The organism is Paraburkholderia sp. BL27I4N3 (genome assembly GCF_003386115.1).
GTDB lineage: Bacteria > Pseudomonadota > Gammaproteobacteria > Burkholderiales > Burkholderiaceae > Paraburkholderia.
The window spans coordinates 3,538,503-3,554,645 of the sequence record NZ_QREJ01000001.1 but is presented as its reverse complement, the minus strand read 5'-3'; the positions used below and the strand labels follow the sequence as shown (position 1 = coordinate 3,554,645).

Below are 16,143 nucleotides of genomic sequence, written 5' to 3'. Positions count from 1 at the left end.
TTTCATCGGCGCGGCGCTCCATCATGCCTGCGACCGCTCACAGCGACATGCGACATGAAAGTGACGGCCGAATTAACTGACGGAAACCAAACTTGTCAAGCTGTTTCAAGTTGTTAGGGTTCTAGTTTTTGCCTTGGGCGGCTTTATAATCGGGGCTTCATAAGATTGGCGTTTGAGTGTCCGTCCGCAGAGCGCGGGGCGGCGGCGGGCGTCGACAAGATTACGACACCACAACGCGTGGTAGCAGGTTGGTCCATTTACTTTGACCTGCCACCAACATCTGGAAGGGAATTTCATGATTCTGGTAACGGGCGGCGCCGGTTTTATCGGCGCCAATTTCGTGCTCGACTGGCTCAATGCGTCGGACGAAGCGGTACTGAACGTGGACAAGCTGACGTACGCCGGCAATCTGGGTACGCTCAAGTCGCAACAAAACAATCCGAAGCACATTTTCGTGCGCGCGGATATCTGCGATCGCGCTGCGCTCGACGCGCTCTTCGCGGAGCACAAGCCGCGTGCCGTACTGCATTTCGCCGCCGAGAGCCACGTGGACCGTTCGATTCATGGCCCGGCTGATTTCGTGCAAACGAACGTGGTGGGCACCTTCACGCTACTGGAAGCGGCCCGTCAGTACTGGACTGCGCTCGGCGAGGCCGACAAGGCCGCGTTCCGCTTTCTGCACGTTTCGACCGATGAAGTATTCGGCTCGCTCTCCGCTACCGATCCGCAATTCTCCGAGACCACGCCGTACGCGCCGAATAGCCCTTACTCGGCCACCAAGGCGGGTTCCGACCATCTTGTGCGCGCCTACCATCATACGTATGGCCTGCCGGTGCTCACCACGAACTGCTCGAACAACTACGGCCCGTACCAGTTTCCCGAGAAACTGATTCCGCTGATGATCGCCAACGCGCTCGGCGGCAAGCCGCTGCCGGTGTATGGCGACGGTCAGAACGTGCGCGACTGGCTGTATGTCGGCGACCATTGCAGCGCGATCCGTGAAGTGCTCGCGCGCGGCACGCCGGGTGAGACGTACAACATCGGCGGCTGGAACGAGAAGAAGAACCTCGACGTGGTCCACACGCTGTGCGACCTGCTCGACCAGTTGCGTCCGAAGGCAGGTGCGTCGTACCGCGACCAGATCACGTATGTGAAGGATCGTCCGGGCCACGACCGCCGTTATGCGATCGACGCGCGCAAGCTCGAACGCGAACTCGGCTGGAAGCCTGCGGAAACGTTCGAAACGGGTCTCGCGAAAACGGTCCAGTGGTATCTGGACAATCAGGAATGGTCGGACGAGGTCGCCTCCGGCGACTATCGCAAGTGGGTTGAGACCAACTACGCGCAGCGCGCGTAAGGGCACGGCAATGGCGCGCAAAGGCATTATTCTCGCGGGCGGTTCGGGCACCCGCCTGTATCCGATCACGCACGTGGTCTCCAAGCAATTGCTGCCGGTCTACGACAAGCCGATGATCTACTACCCGCTGTCAACGCTGATGGTGGCGGGCATTCGCGACGTGCTGATCATCTCCACGCCGCAGGACACGCCGCGCTTCGAAGCGATGCTGGGTGACGGCAGCCAGTGGGGCATGAATATCCAGTACGCGGTTCAGCCTTCGCCGGATGGGCTCGCGCAGGCGTTCATCATCGGCCGGGATTTTGTGGGCAATGACCCGTCGGCGCTGATTCTCGGTGACAACATTTTCTACGGCCACGATCTCGCGAAGCAGCTTGAGCGTGCCAACGAGAAAGCCGATGGCGCCACGGTCTTCGCGTACCACGTGCACGATCCTGAACGCTACGGCGTGGTCGAATTCGACAAGCAGTTCCGCGCGCTGTCGATCGAAGAGAAGCCGGTCAAGCCGCGTTCGAACTACGCGGTCACGGGTCTGTATTTCTACGACAGGCAGGTCTGCGACATTGCCGCGGACATCAAGCCGTCGTCGCGCGGCGAACTCGAAATCACCGACGTCAACTCGCGTTATCTGGCCAGCGCCGCGCTCAATGTCGAGATCATGGGCCGTGGTTTCGCGTGGCTCGACACCGGCACGCATGATTCGCTGATCGAAGCCGCGACCTTCATCGCCACGCTGCAGAAGCGCCAGGGTTTGGTGGTCGCGTGTCCGGAGGAAATCGCTTACCGGCAGCAGTGGATCGACGGCGAGCAGCTGCAGGCGCTCGCCAGACCGCTCGCGAAGAACGCCTACGGCAAGTATCTACAAAACCTTCTTACGGACCAAGTGGCATGGCCATCCAAGTAACCGCAACCGCGCTGCCTGAAGTCAAGATCATCGAGCCCAAAGTGTTTGGCGACGCGAGAGGCTTTTTCTTCGAGAGCTTCAATGCGAAGGAATTTGCCGAGCAGGTCGAGCCGGGCGTCGAATTCGTGCAGGACAACCATTCGCGCTCCGCGAAGGGCGTGCTGCGTGGGCTGCACTACCAGGTCCAGAATGCGCAGGGCAAGCTCGTGCGTGTCGTCGAAGGTGAAGTGTTCGACGTCGCGGTGGACATCCGCAAGAGTTCGCCGAATTTCGGCAAGTGGGCGGGCGTGGTTCTGTCGGTCGACAACCATCGGCAGTTGTGGGTGCCGCCCGGTTTCGCGCACGGTTTCGTGGTGCTGTCCGAGTCCGCGCAGTTCCTCTACAAGACCACCGACTACTGGTATCCCGAGCACGAGCGCAGCATCGTCTGGAACGATCCGGCCATCGGCATCGAATGGCCGATCGACGAAGAGCCGCTGCTGGCGGCGAAAGACGCGGCAGCCAGGCTTCTGGCCGATGCTGATGTCTTCGCATAAGGGGTTGTCGCATGAGCGCACATGATGCCAGGCGGACGATCCTCCTCACCGGCGTAAACGGCCAGGTCGGTTTCGAGCTCGCGCGTACGTTGCAAGGGCTCGGCACCGTGGTTGCGGTGGACCGCGCCGCGATGGACCTGTCCGATCCGGATCAGGTTCGCGCCGTGGTGCGCAACATCCGGCCGACGCTGATCGTCAATCCCGCGGCCTATACCGCGGTCGACAAAGCGGAAGAGGAGCTCGATCTCGCCATGCGCATCAACGGCGAAGTGCCGGGCGTGCTCGCTGAAGAAGCGAAAAAGCTGGGTGCGGCGCTGGTCCACTATTCGACCGACTATGTTTTCAACGGCGAGAAAAACGGCGCCTACGTCGAAGACGATCCCACCGATCCGCAAAACGCGTATGGGCACAGCAAGCTGGTTGGGGAGCAGGCCATTGCCGCAAGCGGCTGCGCGCACCTCATCTTGCGCACGAGCTGGGTGTACGGCACGCGTGGCAAGAACTTTCTGCTGACAATGCTGCGCCTCGGCGCGGAACGCGACGAATTGAGCGTGGTCGCCGACCAGATCGGCGCGCCGACCTGGTCAAAAACGATTGCCACGCTCACGGCAAACGTACTCGCACAAGCGGCGGCGCCTGGCCAGAGCGACTGGTGGCAGCAGCATTCGGGCGTTTATCACCTGACCGCGACGGGTTCGGCGTCGTGGCACGGTTTTGCCGAGGCCATTTTCGAACTGTCGGGCCTGGCGAAAACGCCGACCGTCAAGCCGATCCCGGCTGCCTCCTATCCGACGCCGGCGAAGCGGCCCGGCAACTCGCGCATGTCGAATGACAAGCTTGCACGGACGTTCGGCGTGCAGGCGCCGGATTGGCGCGACGCCTTGCAACTCTGCCTGGCCGAGCGTTGAGCAGCACGCCGCTGACATCGCGTACGGGCGCCGTCGTTGTTTTCTACAACCCCGATGCGGCCTGTATCGAGCGGGCCAACCGGCTCGCCGCAAGAATGCACTGCGTGGTGGTCGACAACACGCCAGGCGTGCGGCCGGCGAGCGAGCTGGGACTGGCCGCGACGATCGAGTACCTGCCCAACGGCGAGAACGCGGGCATCGCGACGGCGATCAATCAGGGCGTCGAAGCGCTGATTCGCGGCGGCTTCGATATGGCGATCATCTTCGATCAGGACAGCGAGCCGCCTGCGGCGTTGTTCACGGAGTTGCCGAAAGTCATCGAGGCGGCCAACGCATCGGGCGAGCGGGTCGCGCTGGTGGGTCCGGCTTATGAAGACGCGCGTCTGCGCGGCCTCGCGCCGTTCGTGCGCTTCAAGTGGGGCACGCTGGAGCGGATCGTGCCGCAGGGCGATCAGCCTATCGAGGTCGACTTCCTGATTTCGTCGGGGTCGTGCATCAATTTGCGCTGGTGGTCGAGCATCGGTCCGATGGACGACGCGCTTTTCATTGATTTCGTCGACCTGGAATGGTGTGTGCGTGCCAAGCAGAAGGGCTACCGGGTATTGGGCGTGCCGTGGGTGCACATGAGCCATGAACTTGGCGGCGAGCCGGTCCGCGTACTGGGTCGCGCGTATCCCATGCACAGCCCGTTGCGTCACTACTATCTGTTCCGCAACGCCGTCGTGCTGATTCGCCGCTCTTATGTGCCCTGGACCTGGAAGTCGTCCGAACTGGTCAAGTTTCCGGTGCGGCTCGTCATTTATTCATTGATGCCCTCGGAGCGGATGGCCCATCTGAAAATGGCCTTGCTCGGTATGTGGGACGGCATCCGCGGGCGGCTAGGTAGACTTTAGAAAGCGGTGCGACAGCAGTCGATGCCATTGACCACGAACTCCACGGGCAGCAGGCATCTCGTCGGACGCGCAGGAAGGAATTGCATGAATACGAAATTTAGCGGGCATCAGCAGGATGCAGTCAGTCAGGACGTCTCCCACGATGAGCCGTTATCGTCCGGCGCTGAAGATGCGCGCGGTCTTCAGGCGCGTGTGGCGCAGCTCGAGAAACAGCTCGGTGACGCGATCAACGACGGCGAGTCGATCGCCAAGCTTAACAATCGGATTCTGAAGCTGGAGGTTGAGCAGGCCACGTTGCTGAATTCGACTTCATGGCGTGTGACGGCACCGCTGCGCTCGGTGAGCCGTATCGCGGCGGCGGTGCGGCTCGCATTCAGCACCATTGGCCGGCAAGCCGAGGTCAGGGGCGGGCTGGGCAGCGCGCTGGGCTATTACGCGTCGGTGATCGGGCGCGAAGGCCTGCCAGGCGTCGTGGCGCGCGTGCGCCGGCTCAAAAGCGGACGCGGATTTGCCGACGGTCCGCCGCGTGACGAGGTCTACCATGAGTGGATCAGCCAGTACGATACGGTCACGCCGGACAAGCAACGTGAAATCGAAGCGGAAATTGCTCTGCTGGCGCGCAAGCCGCTGATCTCTGTCGTTGTGCCCACCTACAACAGCGACGAACGTCTGCTGCGCGAGATGGTTGCGTCGGTGCAGACGCAGATCTATCCGCATTGGGAGCTGTGCATTGCGGACGACGCTTCCACCCAGCCGCACGTCAAGGCGGTCCTGCAGGAACTCGCCGCGGCCGACAGCCGCATCAAGGTCGTCTTCCGCGAGACGAACGGTCATATTTCCGAGGCCAGCAATAGCGCACTCGCGCTTGCAACGGGCGAATACGTCGCCTTGCTGGACCACGACGATCTGCTTCCGCCGCACGCGTTGTACATGGTGGCGCGCTACATCAATCTGCATCCGCAGGGCCGGATGTTCTACAGCGACGAAGACAAGCTCAACACCGAGGGCAAGCGCACCACGCCGTACTTCAAGTCCGACTGGAACCCGCAGATGTTCCTCACGCAGAACATGTTTTCCCATCTGGGCGTGTTGGAAACCAGGCTGGTTCGCGAAGCGGGCGGTTTCAGGAAGGGCTTCGAAGGCAGCCAGGATTACGACCTGGCATTGCGCTGCGTGGAGCTTGCCGGCGACGACAGCGTGATCCACATTCCGCATGTGCTGTATCACTGGCGCATCGTGCCCGGCAGCACGGCGGGCAGCGGCAGCGAGAAGCCGTATGCGCTGATCGCCGCGATTCGCGCGCTGGAAGATCACCTGAAGCGCGCGAATATCAGCGCGACGGTCGAGCATCCGGTTGAATCACTCGGGGTGCTGCGCGTGCGTTATACGCTGCCCAGTCCGCAGCCCAAAGTGTCGATCATCATTCCGACGCGGGATGGGCTTGTGCTGCTCAAGCAATGTCTGGACAGCGTTTTTGGCTACACGCTTTATCAGAATTTCGAAATCATCATCGTCGACAACGGCAGCGTGCAGCCGGAGACAATGAAATATTTCGACGAAATATCGCAGCGTTCCAATGTGCGCGTTTTGCGCGATGAATCGCCGTTCAATTTCTCGGCATTGAATAATCACGCGGCGCGCGTTGCGACCGGTGAATTCCTGTGTCTGTTGAATAACGATATCGAGGTGATCTCTCCGGACTGGTTGAATGAAATGGTCAGTCTGGCCAATCTGCCGCGCGCCGGCGCGGTGGGCGCCTGCCTGTGGTATCCGACTGATGCGTTGCAGCACGGCGGCGTGGTGCTCGGTCTCGGCGGAATTGCCGGCCATATGCATCACATGATGAAGCGCGGTCACTTCGGGTACTTCGGACGTGCGGTGGCGACGCAGAACCTGTCGGCGGTGACCGCTGCTTGCCTCGTGGTCAGGAAGTCGGTCTACGACGAAGTGGGCGGACTGGAAGAAGACCTGGCCGTCGCCTTCAACGACGTAGACTTCTGCATGAAGCTGCTGAAGGCGGGCTACCGCAATATCTGGACGCCGTATGCCGAGATGTACCACCACGAATCGGCGACTCGCGGCTCGGACCTCGATCCGGCGAAGTACGAGCGGTTCGTGAGCGAAATCCGCCGCATGGAGGCACGTTGGGAAGGCTGGTTCGAACGCGATCCGGCGTACAACCCGAATCTGTCGCTCAGCTGCGAGGTGCGGCCATTTACGCTGGCGTCGCCGCCCCGCATCGGCCAGTTCGAATAGCGGCGCCGACGGCTTGGCGTCTGCACGAAGCCGGCTGCGGCACGCTGGCGCTTGATTTGACGGGGTTCAGTCCGCTACGGCAGAATGCCGGGTTAAGATGGCGGCGGCTGTATCCACACATATTCATGACGTTCCGGCGCGCCTGTCAACACGCCGCCGGAATTTTTAGCACCGTCTGCATCGGTATGACAATCGAAGCGCAGACGGTTTGTCGGAACCTATCAATGCAAATTTCTGTTTTGCGGCATCGGTCGCTCTTGTGGGACTTTGTCCGCCGTGACCTTGCGACTAAATTCCGCGGTTCGGCGCTCGGCTCCGTCTGGATGATCGTTACGCCAATCCTGACTTTGCTGGTCTATTTCTTTGTTTTTAGCGTCGTGTTTAAGGCGCGCTGGGCCGGCGAAGGGTTAAACAGTAAGGCGTCCGCGCTGATTCTTTTCAGCGGACTCATCACCTACACGTTCTTTTCCGAATGCTTTCTGCGCGCGCCGATGCTGATGCGCGAGAATCCGAACTTTATCAAAAAGGTCGTGTTCCCGCTCGAGGTGTTGCCGCTCGCCATTACTGTGTCCGCGGTCGTGAACGCGGCGATCGGCTATGGCCTTCTTCTCCTGTTCAACCTGGTGTTCGTCGGCCTGCCGCCGCTGTCCGCCATTGCGCTGCCGGTCGTTCTGCTGCCGATGTTCTTCGCCGTGCTGGGCGTGACGTATCTGCTGGCGTCGCTCGGCGTATATCTGCCCGATATCAAGCTGCTGGTGCCGCCCATTTCCATGGCTATCATGTATCTGAGCCCGGTGTTTTATCCGCTCGACATGGTGCCGCAAATCCTGCGATTCGCGGTCGCGATGAATCCTTTTACACCGGTGCTGGAAAACGTGCGGCACGTATTTTTCTTTGGCCAATGGCCGGATGCGGTCGGCATGATTATTCAGTTGGCCGTGTCGATTGCTTTTCTGTGCGCATGCTATTGGTTTTTTATGAAATCCAAAAAAGGATTTCCTGATGTGATTTAGGAAATTCGCTTAAAGGTATAAGTCGAATTAACGTCGGCAGGTATTGGATCAATATAATGAATAGCAAGAAGGCGCGTGTTGGCATTGTTATCGTAACCTTCAATTCAGCGGAGGTGTTCGCGCTTGCGATCGAGAGTCTGATCAAGACCCGCAGCGATACGGAATTCGTGGTGGCCGCGATCGATAACGCATCCCGGCCGGCCGAGCGTGCCGCCGTGCAGGCCACGTTCGAGCACGCCGTCGCCCAGTACGGCTTGCAAGGCAAATTCTTTCAGCAAGACAAGAACCTCGGCTTTTCCGGTGGCAACAACATCGGCATCCAGTACTGCCTCGCGGATCCGACGATCACGCATATCTGCCTGCTCAATAGCGACGTCATCGTCACCGACCACTGGCTGGACTATCTCGTCGCGGCAGGTAAGGATGCGATCGGCCCGCTGACCAACGCGTCGAACAATGAGCAGGGCATTCCCATTCCCTATCATCTCGGCGACCGCAACAGACTGGGTGAAGGCAGCGCCGCGCTCGATATGCCGGTGCTCACGGAGTTTGCGATTCGCCGCCGCGAAGGCTGGCTCGGCCTGACCGTCGACAGCGACTTCCTGAGTTACTACTGCGTGCTGTTCTCGCGCGAGTTGATCGAAAGCGTCGGCACGCTCGACGAACGCTTCTTTCCAGGCGCTTACGAAGACGACGACCACTGCGTCCGCATTTTGCAAGGCGGATTCAAAATGTACGTGGCGCGCGATGTGTATATCCATCACTGGGGCTCGGCTTCGTTCGGCAAGCTGGACGTGGTGGAGGCGCAAGGATTCGCCGCGCAGAACCGCGCGCGCTTCGAAGAGAAGCATGGCCGCGCATGGCAGGACCGCACGCGCCTGTCCGTGACCGCCTGGATGCAGGATTCGTTGTTCGCGATTGCCTCGCCGAAACGGGTTCCGATTCACCTCGAAACGCATCGCCTGTACGCACGCCAGATGCGCACGCTCGTAGAAGGCCTCGAAGCCTATTCGAAGCACTTGGGTGGCGAAACCGCGCGCTGGCAGACTGAACAGCTGAACGATCTGCGTTCGCTGGTGATGGGGCGGCATGTCGACCAACCCGCGTCGGTGGCATCACTGTTGCCCGCGATCAACAGTCTGGACACGGACATCGAGCTATACCTGTCGGCGGACGGCCAGGGTGTGTCGCCGGAAGTCGTGCAGCGCATGAAGGTTCGATTCGAGTCGTTCGCCGATGAACTGGATGCGCTGGTCGCTAGGACGTCGGGCATGGCTCGCGAGCTGACCGCGATGCAAGCCGCCAAGTCGCAGGACAAGCCGCTCAGCCTGAAGCAACGCGTGACGAACCGGCTGGCTCGCGCAGCGCAATTCCCCACCTCGAAGGTGAGCCGCCTCGTGCGCGGATACGAATTGTTGCAACTGCTGCGTCACGGCGACGGAATTCTTTTCTTCGCGCCGTATCCGACCAAGGAGCGCGAGCGTGACGGCTATTTCCAGCGCGTCAAAGCGATCGATTCGCTGTTCCCTTCGAAACACAGGGTGTATTGCGACGTGCGCGGTCATCCGGAGGCGAAGCCTTTCATCGAAAGGGCGGCGCATAACGCGTGGGTGCTGAATATTTCCCTGGCGTCGCGCAATCAGCGCCGGCTCGTCGCGTTGCTGGCGCGCCGCTTCAAACGCGTTTATTTCCACAGCGTCTTGCGCATGCCGAATGCGGCGGCGGAAGCGGCGCTTCGCGTGCCGGGTCTGAAGTGGGTGCTCGACGTGCACGGTGTCGTGCCCGAAGAGTTTCGGATGCACAATGATTTCTTCTCCGCGCGCATCCACGACGATTGCGAGCGCATGGCGGTGGAAAAAGCGAGCCGTGTGATCGTCGTGTCGCAGGCCATGGGCAACTATCTCGCGCACAAGTACCGCGAGTTGCTGCGCGCGAAAGTGATCGTGTTGCCGATCTTCGCATTGGAAGAAGGAAGCGAAGGGGCGCGGCCCTACAAGGACGGCCGGCCCACGGTCATTTATGCCGGCGGCACGCAGAAGTGGCAAAACGTACCCGCCATGATGGATGTGGTCGCACGCGCACTGGACCATGCCGACTGGTGGATGTACACGCCGGATGTCGAGGTGATGAGAAACGCGGCGGCGCCCGAGGTTCAAAACCACCCGAACTTCCATGTGGCCAGCGCGACGCGTGCCGAGCTCAACGAGGTGTACCAGCAGTGCCATTTCGGCTTCATTCTGCGCGACGACATGGTGGTGAACCACGTGTCCTGTCCGACGAAGTTGATCGAGTACCTGGCGTTCGGCATCGTACCCATCGTGGACACGCCCAACATCGGCGACTTCAACACATACGGCATGCGTTACGTGAGCGTCGAGGATTTTGCCAAGGGGCTGATTCCGGACGCGGCCACGCGCATGGAGATGGCCGCGCACAATCGGGCCATCTGCGAGCGGCTGGTCGAGCAGAAGGCCACGGGCGAGAAGGAACTCATCGAGGCGCTGACCTAGTCGGCTAACCGGGGCCGCCGCGCACGAGAGGCGGGCGGCTCCCGATCACAGCTTTGTGTAAAGCTGTTCATCAACAAAGAGAGTGGTCTTGGACGATATAGCTATCCACGTTCGCGATTTGAGCAAGCGTTACGAACTTTATGCGAAGCCTCACCATCGGCTGGCGCAGATGCTGCTTCGTGGGCGTCGGCAGTTTTTCGGCGAATTCTGGCCGCTGCGCAACATCTCCTTTAATGTGAAGAAGGGCGAAGCGGTGGGTATCGTGGGCCGTAACGGCGCCGGTAAATCGACGCTGCTGCAGATCATCGCCGGCGTCCTCTCGCCGACCCAGGGCGACGTGGAAGTGCATGGCCGGGTTGCGGCCCTGCTGGAGTTGGGCAGCGGTTTCAACCCGGAGTTTACCGGCCGCGAGAACGCCTATCTGAACGGCTCGATTCTTGGCCTGACGCGCAAGGAAATGGACGCGGCGATGCCGGAGATCATCCGCTTCGCGGCGATCGGCGATTTCTTCGACCAACCCGTCAAGCACTACTCGAGCGGGATGATGGTGCGCGTTGCCTTTGCAGTGCAGGTGCAACTGAACCCGGATGTGCTGATCGTCGACGAGGCACTGGCCGTGGGCGACGCGCTGTTCCAGAAGCGCTGCTATCAGCGCATTCGCCAGCTGCGCGATCGTGGCGTCGCGATTCTGTTCGTGTCACACGACATCGAGTCGGTTCGCACGTTTACCGACCGCGCGATTTTGCTCCACCACGGCGAGGTGATGGCCTCAGGGCCTTCCGGTGAAGTCGTGCTGGCCTATCGCAAACTGCTGCACGACGAGGAAAACCTCGCCAAGCAGAAGGAAATCGCCGAGCACAAGCAGGCGCTCAAGGCGAACACCGCACCGGTGGTCGCGGCGCCCGTCGAGTCGCCGCAATTGACGGCGCCCGCCGCGACAGCCGAACCGCTCGAAGCCGCCGCCGCCGAAGGGCATCTCGGGCAAGCCGTGTCGAACGTCGCGGACGCAACGGACCAGCTGGAAACGGAGGCGCGCAACGAAGGCGGCAAGTTCGAATTCGGCAGCCTCGAAGCGATGATTACCGACGTCTCCGTGCTGGACGGCGCGGGCGAGCAATGCACTACGTTCTATACCGGCGATACGATCAAGATCGTGGTGAAATTCTCGATCCGTGAGGACATGGACAAGCTCTATGTCAATCTGCGTATCCGCAACAAGGAAGGCATCAAGATGTACTCCTGGGGCACGTTCAACCAGGACGCCGAACTGATCGCCGGCAAGCAGGACGGCTTCATTTTCTGGAACCGCAAATTTCGCGCGGGCGAAGAGCATTCCGTCGTCTTCACGATGGACCGCTGCGCGCTGGGCGAAAACTTCTACGAAGTGCAAGCCTCGCTGATCCACCAGGAGTCGATGAACTTCTCCGATCAGGCGATCTTGCACTGGATCGACGAGGCCGCGTTCTTCATGGTCCGTGCGCGCGTCGACACGCATTTCTTCGGCGGTGTGTGCGATCTGCACATGCGCGCCGAACTTGAAGCACCCACCGGCGAAGCCTCGTGAGTCAACGCGCGTCAGTCGCAATCATCTGGACGGCTGACCTTCTTCGACAAAACGGCTCGCCGTACAAAACCTTGGTATCGACTGTATGACCGTGTTTTCAAGCCACGATGTGCGAGCATGCTTGCGCCAGTGCGTCACCTGTTTCGGACACGGCAGGATCCTGTACATCGGCGCGCATGCCGCTGATGCGCTCGACTTTCTGCTGACCGCCGGAACCGATCCGTACGCGCTTTCGCTCGACGCGGATGGCGGCGCGCAAGCCGATCATCGGTTCGTGCCCGACCGGCTCGAAGCGGCGTCCGTGACGGCGCCCGCTCTCGACATTGCCCGCCGTGAATCGTTCGACGCGGCGATCGTCGTTCTCCCGCCGGACAGCCTGGCCGCCGAAGCGGCAACGTGGCTCAGGCTGATTGCGGAAGCGGGGATCAGGAATGCCGCGCTGGTGACGCCGGTCGCGCAGAACGGGACCGACGCTGCCTCAGCCGTCGAGACCAAAAAACAGGCCTTCGAACTTGGCTTTCGCATTCACGCGCGCTTGACCTTCGCGCGGCTGACTCGTCCGCTGCCGCCGTTGGGCGGCTACGAAGTCTGCGCATTCGAGCGTGCCGCGAACGCGTCGACGGAACAAAGCTCGGCACCCGCCGAAGATATCTTGCGGCATACCGACCCGGCGTCGCAAACCGCAGTCGCTGAGTTCACGCAGATCGACGGCTTCGTTCGAGCCGGCGACGCCGTTCTCGTGCTGGACAATACGGCCGGCAGCGGCGCTTACGTCGTTGCGCAGAACTCGGCGGCGCGCCACGTGCTCGGCATTGTGCCGGAGGCGTCGCGGTGCGGTTATGCGTCGGCTCAATATGGCGAAGCCGGCCGCGTCGATTTCAAGCCGTGGGCCAGCGAGGCCTTGCATGAGCTTGCGAGCCATTCATTCGACGTGGTGATTTGCCGCGACGTTCGCCGCTTTGCGCCGCTCGACTGGCCGCGGCTTGCCGACATCGTGCGGCCCGGCGGTCGGTTGATTCTGGGCCTCCAGGCGCCGCAGAGGACGGGCGACGCGTCCGTCGAATTACAGTCGCCGGTCGAACTGCTGCGCTCCACTGCCGGTTCGACCCATGCAAGCTGGCTGCCGGAATGCGCGTTTATTTCGCCGCCAGGTGTGCCGTCGGACGTCGCCTGGCGCAAGATGGCACTCGACGAGCGCCTCGTGGCCAGCGACGGTCATGTGATCGTCGTCTCGATGCGTGATCCTGTCGGCGCGGATGCGTCGGCGTTTGTCGATACGATGTATCAGCACGCCGATTCGCCGGCGTTCAATGTATTGCCGGACGGACGCGGCATGGTCAATCCATGGCTCTTCAGGAGCATGGTGACCATCGGCACGCGCATGAACAACGATGCCGAACTGGGCAGCCTGCAAGCGCGAGTCCTGGAGCAGGCGCCGCATGACACCGCCGACTATGGCGCCGCGCTTTGTGGCCACGCGTATCGCGTGCTTGCCGCGCGAGCCTCGACGGATACGGTGCGCACTTGCGTGGCGGAAATTCAGGCGTACCTGGATACGAATAAGAAGGACGCACAACATCTGCGGTGGTCGATCTCGCAGAGTTATGTGGCCGCGAAACTGTTGCAGGCGATAGGCGATCTGGAAGGTGCCGAGGCTTGGGCTTTGAAGTGCGCCGCGATGGACCCGGTTCCGTTTAGTCCGCTGCTGGCAACCAAGACGGTTGCGGCGCTCGATCTGGCGGCCAGCTTTGCCGTAGGCCGCCGCGACTATGAGGCCGCGCGCCAGTATCTTGAGCGGGCGGTGCAGGAAGTCCAACGGGTTCTGTCGGGCGACTGGGTGAACATTCTCGGCGACACGGCGAAGCCGTTGGGTTTCGGCTTGCCGGAAGTGTCGCAACTGGCCGAATTAGGCGCACGGTGCGCTTATCTTCTGAATTATCTGGCCGATGCCGAGTATCGGCCTGGGCTGGTGTGGCGTGAACACCGGGGATTTTACGAGCGTGTGTTCGAAGTCAAGGACACTCAGATCGAAGCCTTGCTGGACCGCAACGCCTTCCTGTACGCCGAAACACAGCGTCTGGAGGATGTCGCCCGGCACATGCAAGGCGAAGCCGAGCGGCTGGAAGGCGTCATCCGGCAAGGCAAAGATGAGGAGGCTCGCCTCGAGGGCTTGATTCAGGCGGGCAGGATCGAGGCAGACCGCCTGGAAGGCGTGATTAGAGAGAAGGATCGCGACGTGGCTGCTCTCAAACAGGCTGCCGCTGCAGACGAAGCAGAAAAGGCTCGTCTCGCGGTTGCGCTCAAGGAACAGGTGCTCACCAGCGAGGCGCTGCGCGTCGCCGTTGCGCGAACCTTGAAGGCCAGGTTCCTGCGCGCGGCTCGTGCGCTTTCGCGGCGGTTTGGCATGACGGGCCGCACCCGCCAGCCCGCACCGGCCGCTTGGCCCCCGGCGCCGGTCCCGGCGCCCGTGAAGCGCTTTCCCAATGCGCCATTGTTGCTGAACGAACGGCGCGTCGCGCAATGGCTCGCGCAGTTCGACTCGGACGCGCCGCATTGGGCGTCCAGTCAGGCGCTCGCGTCTGTCTTGCCTGCAAGCGAGCGTGGTGCGGGCGACCTGAATGCAGATGACACGCAACTGAAAATCATCGCCGCCGCCGATTTGCGGTCTTTGGGACCGCAAGCGCCTGGCGTGGTGATCGTCGTCGTGTTCACGGCGGGCGACAACCCGTACGCGTTGCGCAGCGACGTCTACGACCATGTGGACTTGTGTATTGCACTCGACCATCACGTGTTCCTTGGGCTGGCGTTGCTACACCCCATGGTGATCGAAGCGACACCCGCAAACGTCGTCGACTCCGCGCGCCGTTTCTGGAAAGCGATCAATAGCACGCAGCCGTTGATCGTGCCGGACGCTGCCGCCTTCAACCCGTCGGTCGCGCCGGTCGTGATGCTGCAGGTCGACAGCTTCATGGTCGGCGGTCTGGAACGTGTCGTCTTCGACTTGCTGGACCGTTTGGGCAAGGCGGGCTTTCAACCCATGCTCGGTTTCACGAGCGAAATCGCGACCGAGGCCGAGGCCGAACTCAAGGAGCGCCAGTTCGACTACGTGCGCCTGCCAGGCGATCCCGCCGAGCTTCGCGCCGTGCTGGTCGAGCGGAAGGTGGCGCTCGTCAATGCTCACTATTCGCTGTCGCTCAGCGAGGTGTGCGCTTCGCTGAAGATACCGTTCGTCCAGACCGTGCATAACATGTACATGTGGCTCGACGCCGCGGGCAAGGAACAGTGGCGTCGCGTGGACGAGGTGACGGACGCTTATATCTGCGTGTCGGCCAATGTCGCGATGTTCGCCGATGTGAACCTGCGCCTGAGCGCGGACCGCATGATCGTCGTGCCGAACGGCTGCGACTCGGGCAGCGCGATGCCCTTGCTCGAGCCGGAGCGCGACCTCGCGCTGCGCGAGGAACTCGGATTTCCGGCGGATAGTCCGGTCTTCGTCAATGTCGCCTCGATCAATCCGGTGAAGGGTCAGGGTTTGTTGATCGACGCGTTTGCGATCGCGCATGCGAAGCGGCCCGACATCCGTCTCGTGATCCTCGGCAAGCATTCGGATGCCGGCTACGCCGCGCGGCTCCAGGAGCGCATTGCGCATCACGGCTTGCAAGGTGTGGTGTCGATGCCCGGCTATCGGTCCGACGTCTATCGATTCGTCGACCTGGCGCGCGCGGTCGTGATGCCGTCCTTTACCGAAGGCTGGAGTCTGGCGATATCGGAGACGCTTCAGCGCAACGCGCCGGTCATTGCCACCGATGTGGGCGGCGCCCGCGAACAGTTGATTGGCGAGGCAAGCACGGTGATTCGCGCCTATCGTGACGACTGGTCGACGCTGGACGGCGCCGAGTTCTATCAGGCCATCGCCAACGAGTGGGAACTGCACGCGGTTCGCGACGAACTGGCCAGAACGATGGTCGAGCACGCCGAGCGGCCGGTGCGCCAGCCGCGCGAGAGTTTGCAGCAGTCGTTCCAGTCGATGACACCGACGGAAGCCTACACGCGGCACGCCGAGATTTTCGCGGCCATCCTGACTCGCACGAACGCCGATTGCGTTCGCTACGCGTCGTATTTGCCTCAGCGTCAAAGCCGTTACTTCAAGTTGACCGATGTGCGGCCCGAAGTGGTCTGAAGCTGCCGGTTTCAAAGGATAT

At 61.5% G+C, this 16,143-nt stretch carries 10 protein-coding genes; all 10 read left to right on the top strand.

Features of this window, described 5'->3' with window-relative positions:
* The first annotated feature begins 295 nt into the window (after positions 1-295).
* Positions 296-1,357: a dTDP-glucose 4,6-dehydratase gene (gene rfbB, locus B0G71_RS16100; protein WP_116119114.1), complete on the top strand. Its 1,062-nt coding sequence runs from the start codon at positions 296-298 to the stop codon at positions 1,355-1,357.
* 10 nt (positions 1,358-1,367) lie between these two features.
* Entirely contained in the window at positions 1,368-2,261 is an 894-nt protein-coding gene (rfbA, locus tag B0G71_RS16095; protein WP_116142717.1) for a glucose-1-phosphate thymidylyltransferase RfbA, read from the top strand.
* On the top strand, positions 2,246-2,797 hold the full coding sequence (gene rfbC / locus B0G71_RS16090; protein WP_116142716.1) for a dTDP-4-dehydrorhamnose 3,5-epimerase: 552 nt from the start codon (positions 2,246-2,248) through the stop codon (positions 2,795-2,797). Before rfbA ends, rfbC begins: the two co-directional genes overlap by 16 nt.
* Positions 2,798-2,808: 11 nt before the next feature.
* Positions 2,809-3,705, top strand: a complete 897-nt coding sequence (gene rfbD / locus B0G71_RS16085; RefSeq protein ID WP_116142715.1) for a dTDP-4-dehydrorhamnose reductase — start codon at positions 2,809-2,811, stop codon at positions 3,703-3,705.
* Complete coding sequence (locus B0G71_RS16080) at positions 3,702-4,598, top strand: glycosyltransferase family 2 protein (RefSeq protein WP_241974448.1); 897 nt, start codon at positions 3,702-3,704, stop codon at positions 4,596-4,598. The genes rfbD and B0G71_RS16080 overlap by 4 nt, the downstream gene beginning before the upstream one ends.
* Before the next feature lie 84 nt (positions 4,599-4,682).
* Positions 4,683-6,854, top strand: a complete 2,172-nt coding sequence (locus tag B0G71_RS16075; RefSeq protein ID WP_258875612.1) for a glycosyltransferase family 2 protein — start codon at positions 4,683-4,685, stop codon at positions 6,852-6,854.
* Positions 6,743-7,867 (top strand): ABC transporter permease, encoded by a 1,125-nt coding sequence (locus B0G71_RS16070; protein WP_147308682.1) that lies wholly within the window; start codon positions 6,743-6,745, stop codon positions 7,865-7,867. Before B0G71_RS16075 ends, B0G71_RS16070 begins: the two co-directional genes overlap by 112 nt.
* A 56-nt stretch (positions 7,868-7,923) precedes the next feature.
* The gene (locus B0G71_RS16065) at positions 7,924-10,377 is read left to right on the top strand and encodes a glycosyltransferase (RefSeq protein WP_116142713.1); all 2,454 of its coding nucleotides are present in this window, start codon (positions 7,924-7,926) and stop codon (positions 10,375-10,377) included.
* Between the two features lie 88 nt (positions 10,378-10,465).
* Entirely contained in the window at positions 10,466-11,941 is a 1,476-nt protein-coding gene (locus tag B0G71_RS16060) for an ABC transporter ATP-binding protein (protein WP_404935345.1), read from the top strand.
* Between the two features lie 85 nt (positions 11,942-12,026).
* The gene (locus B0G71_RS16055; protein ID WP_147308681.1) at positions 12,027-16,121 is read left to right on the top strand and encodes a glycosyltransferase; all 4,095 of its coding nucleotides are present in this window, start codon (positions 12,027-12,029) and stop codon (positions 16,119-16,121) included.
* Positions 16,122-16,143: the final 22 nt, after the last annotated feature.

Bases quoted from the DNA above. Each gene is read 5' to 3' on its own strand.
- rfbB (WP_116119114.1), top strand. From the start codon at position 296: ATGATTCTGGTAACGGGCGGCGCCGGTTTTATCGGCGCCAATTTCGTG.
- rfbA (WP_116142717.1), top strand. From the start codon at position 1,368: ATGGCGCGCAAAGGCATTATTCTCGCGGGCGGTTCGGGCACCCGCCTG.
- rfbC (WP_116142716.1), top strand. From the start codon at position 2,246: ATGGCCATCCAAGTAACCGCAACCGCGCTGCCTGAAGTCAAGATCATC.
- rfbD (WP_116142715.1), top strand. From the start codon at position 2,809: ATGAGCGCACATGATGCCAGGCGGACGATCCTCCTCACCGGCGTAAAC.
- B0G71_RS16075 (WP_258875612.1), top strand. From the start codon at position 4,683: ATGAATACGAAATTTAGCGGGCATCAGCAGGATGCAGTCAGTCAGGAC.
- B0G71_RS16065 (WP_116142713.1), top strand. From the start codon at position 7,924: ATGAATAGCAAGAAGGCGCGTGTTGGCATTGTTATCGTAACCTTCAAT.
- B0G71_RS16055 (WP_147308681.1), top strand. From the start codon at position 12,027: ATGACCGTGTTTTCAAGCCACGATGTGCGAGCATGCTTGCGCCAGTGC.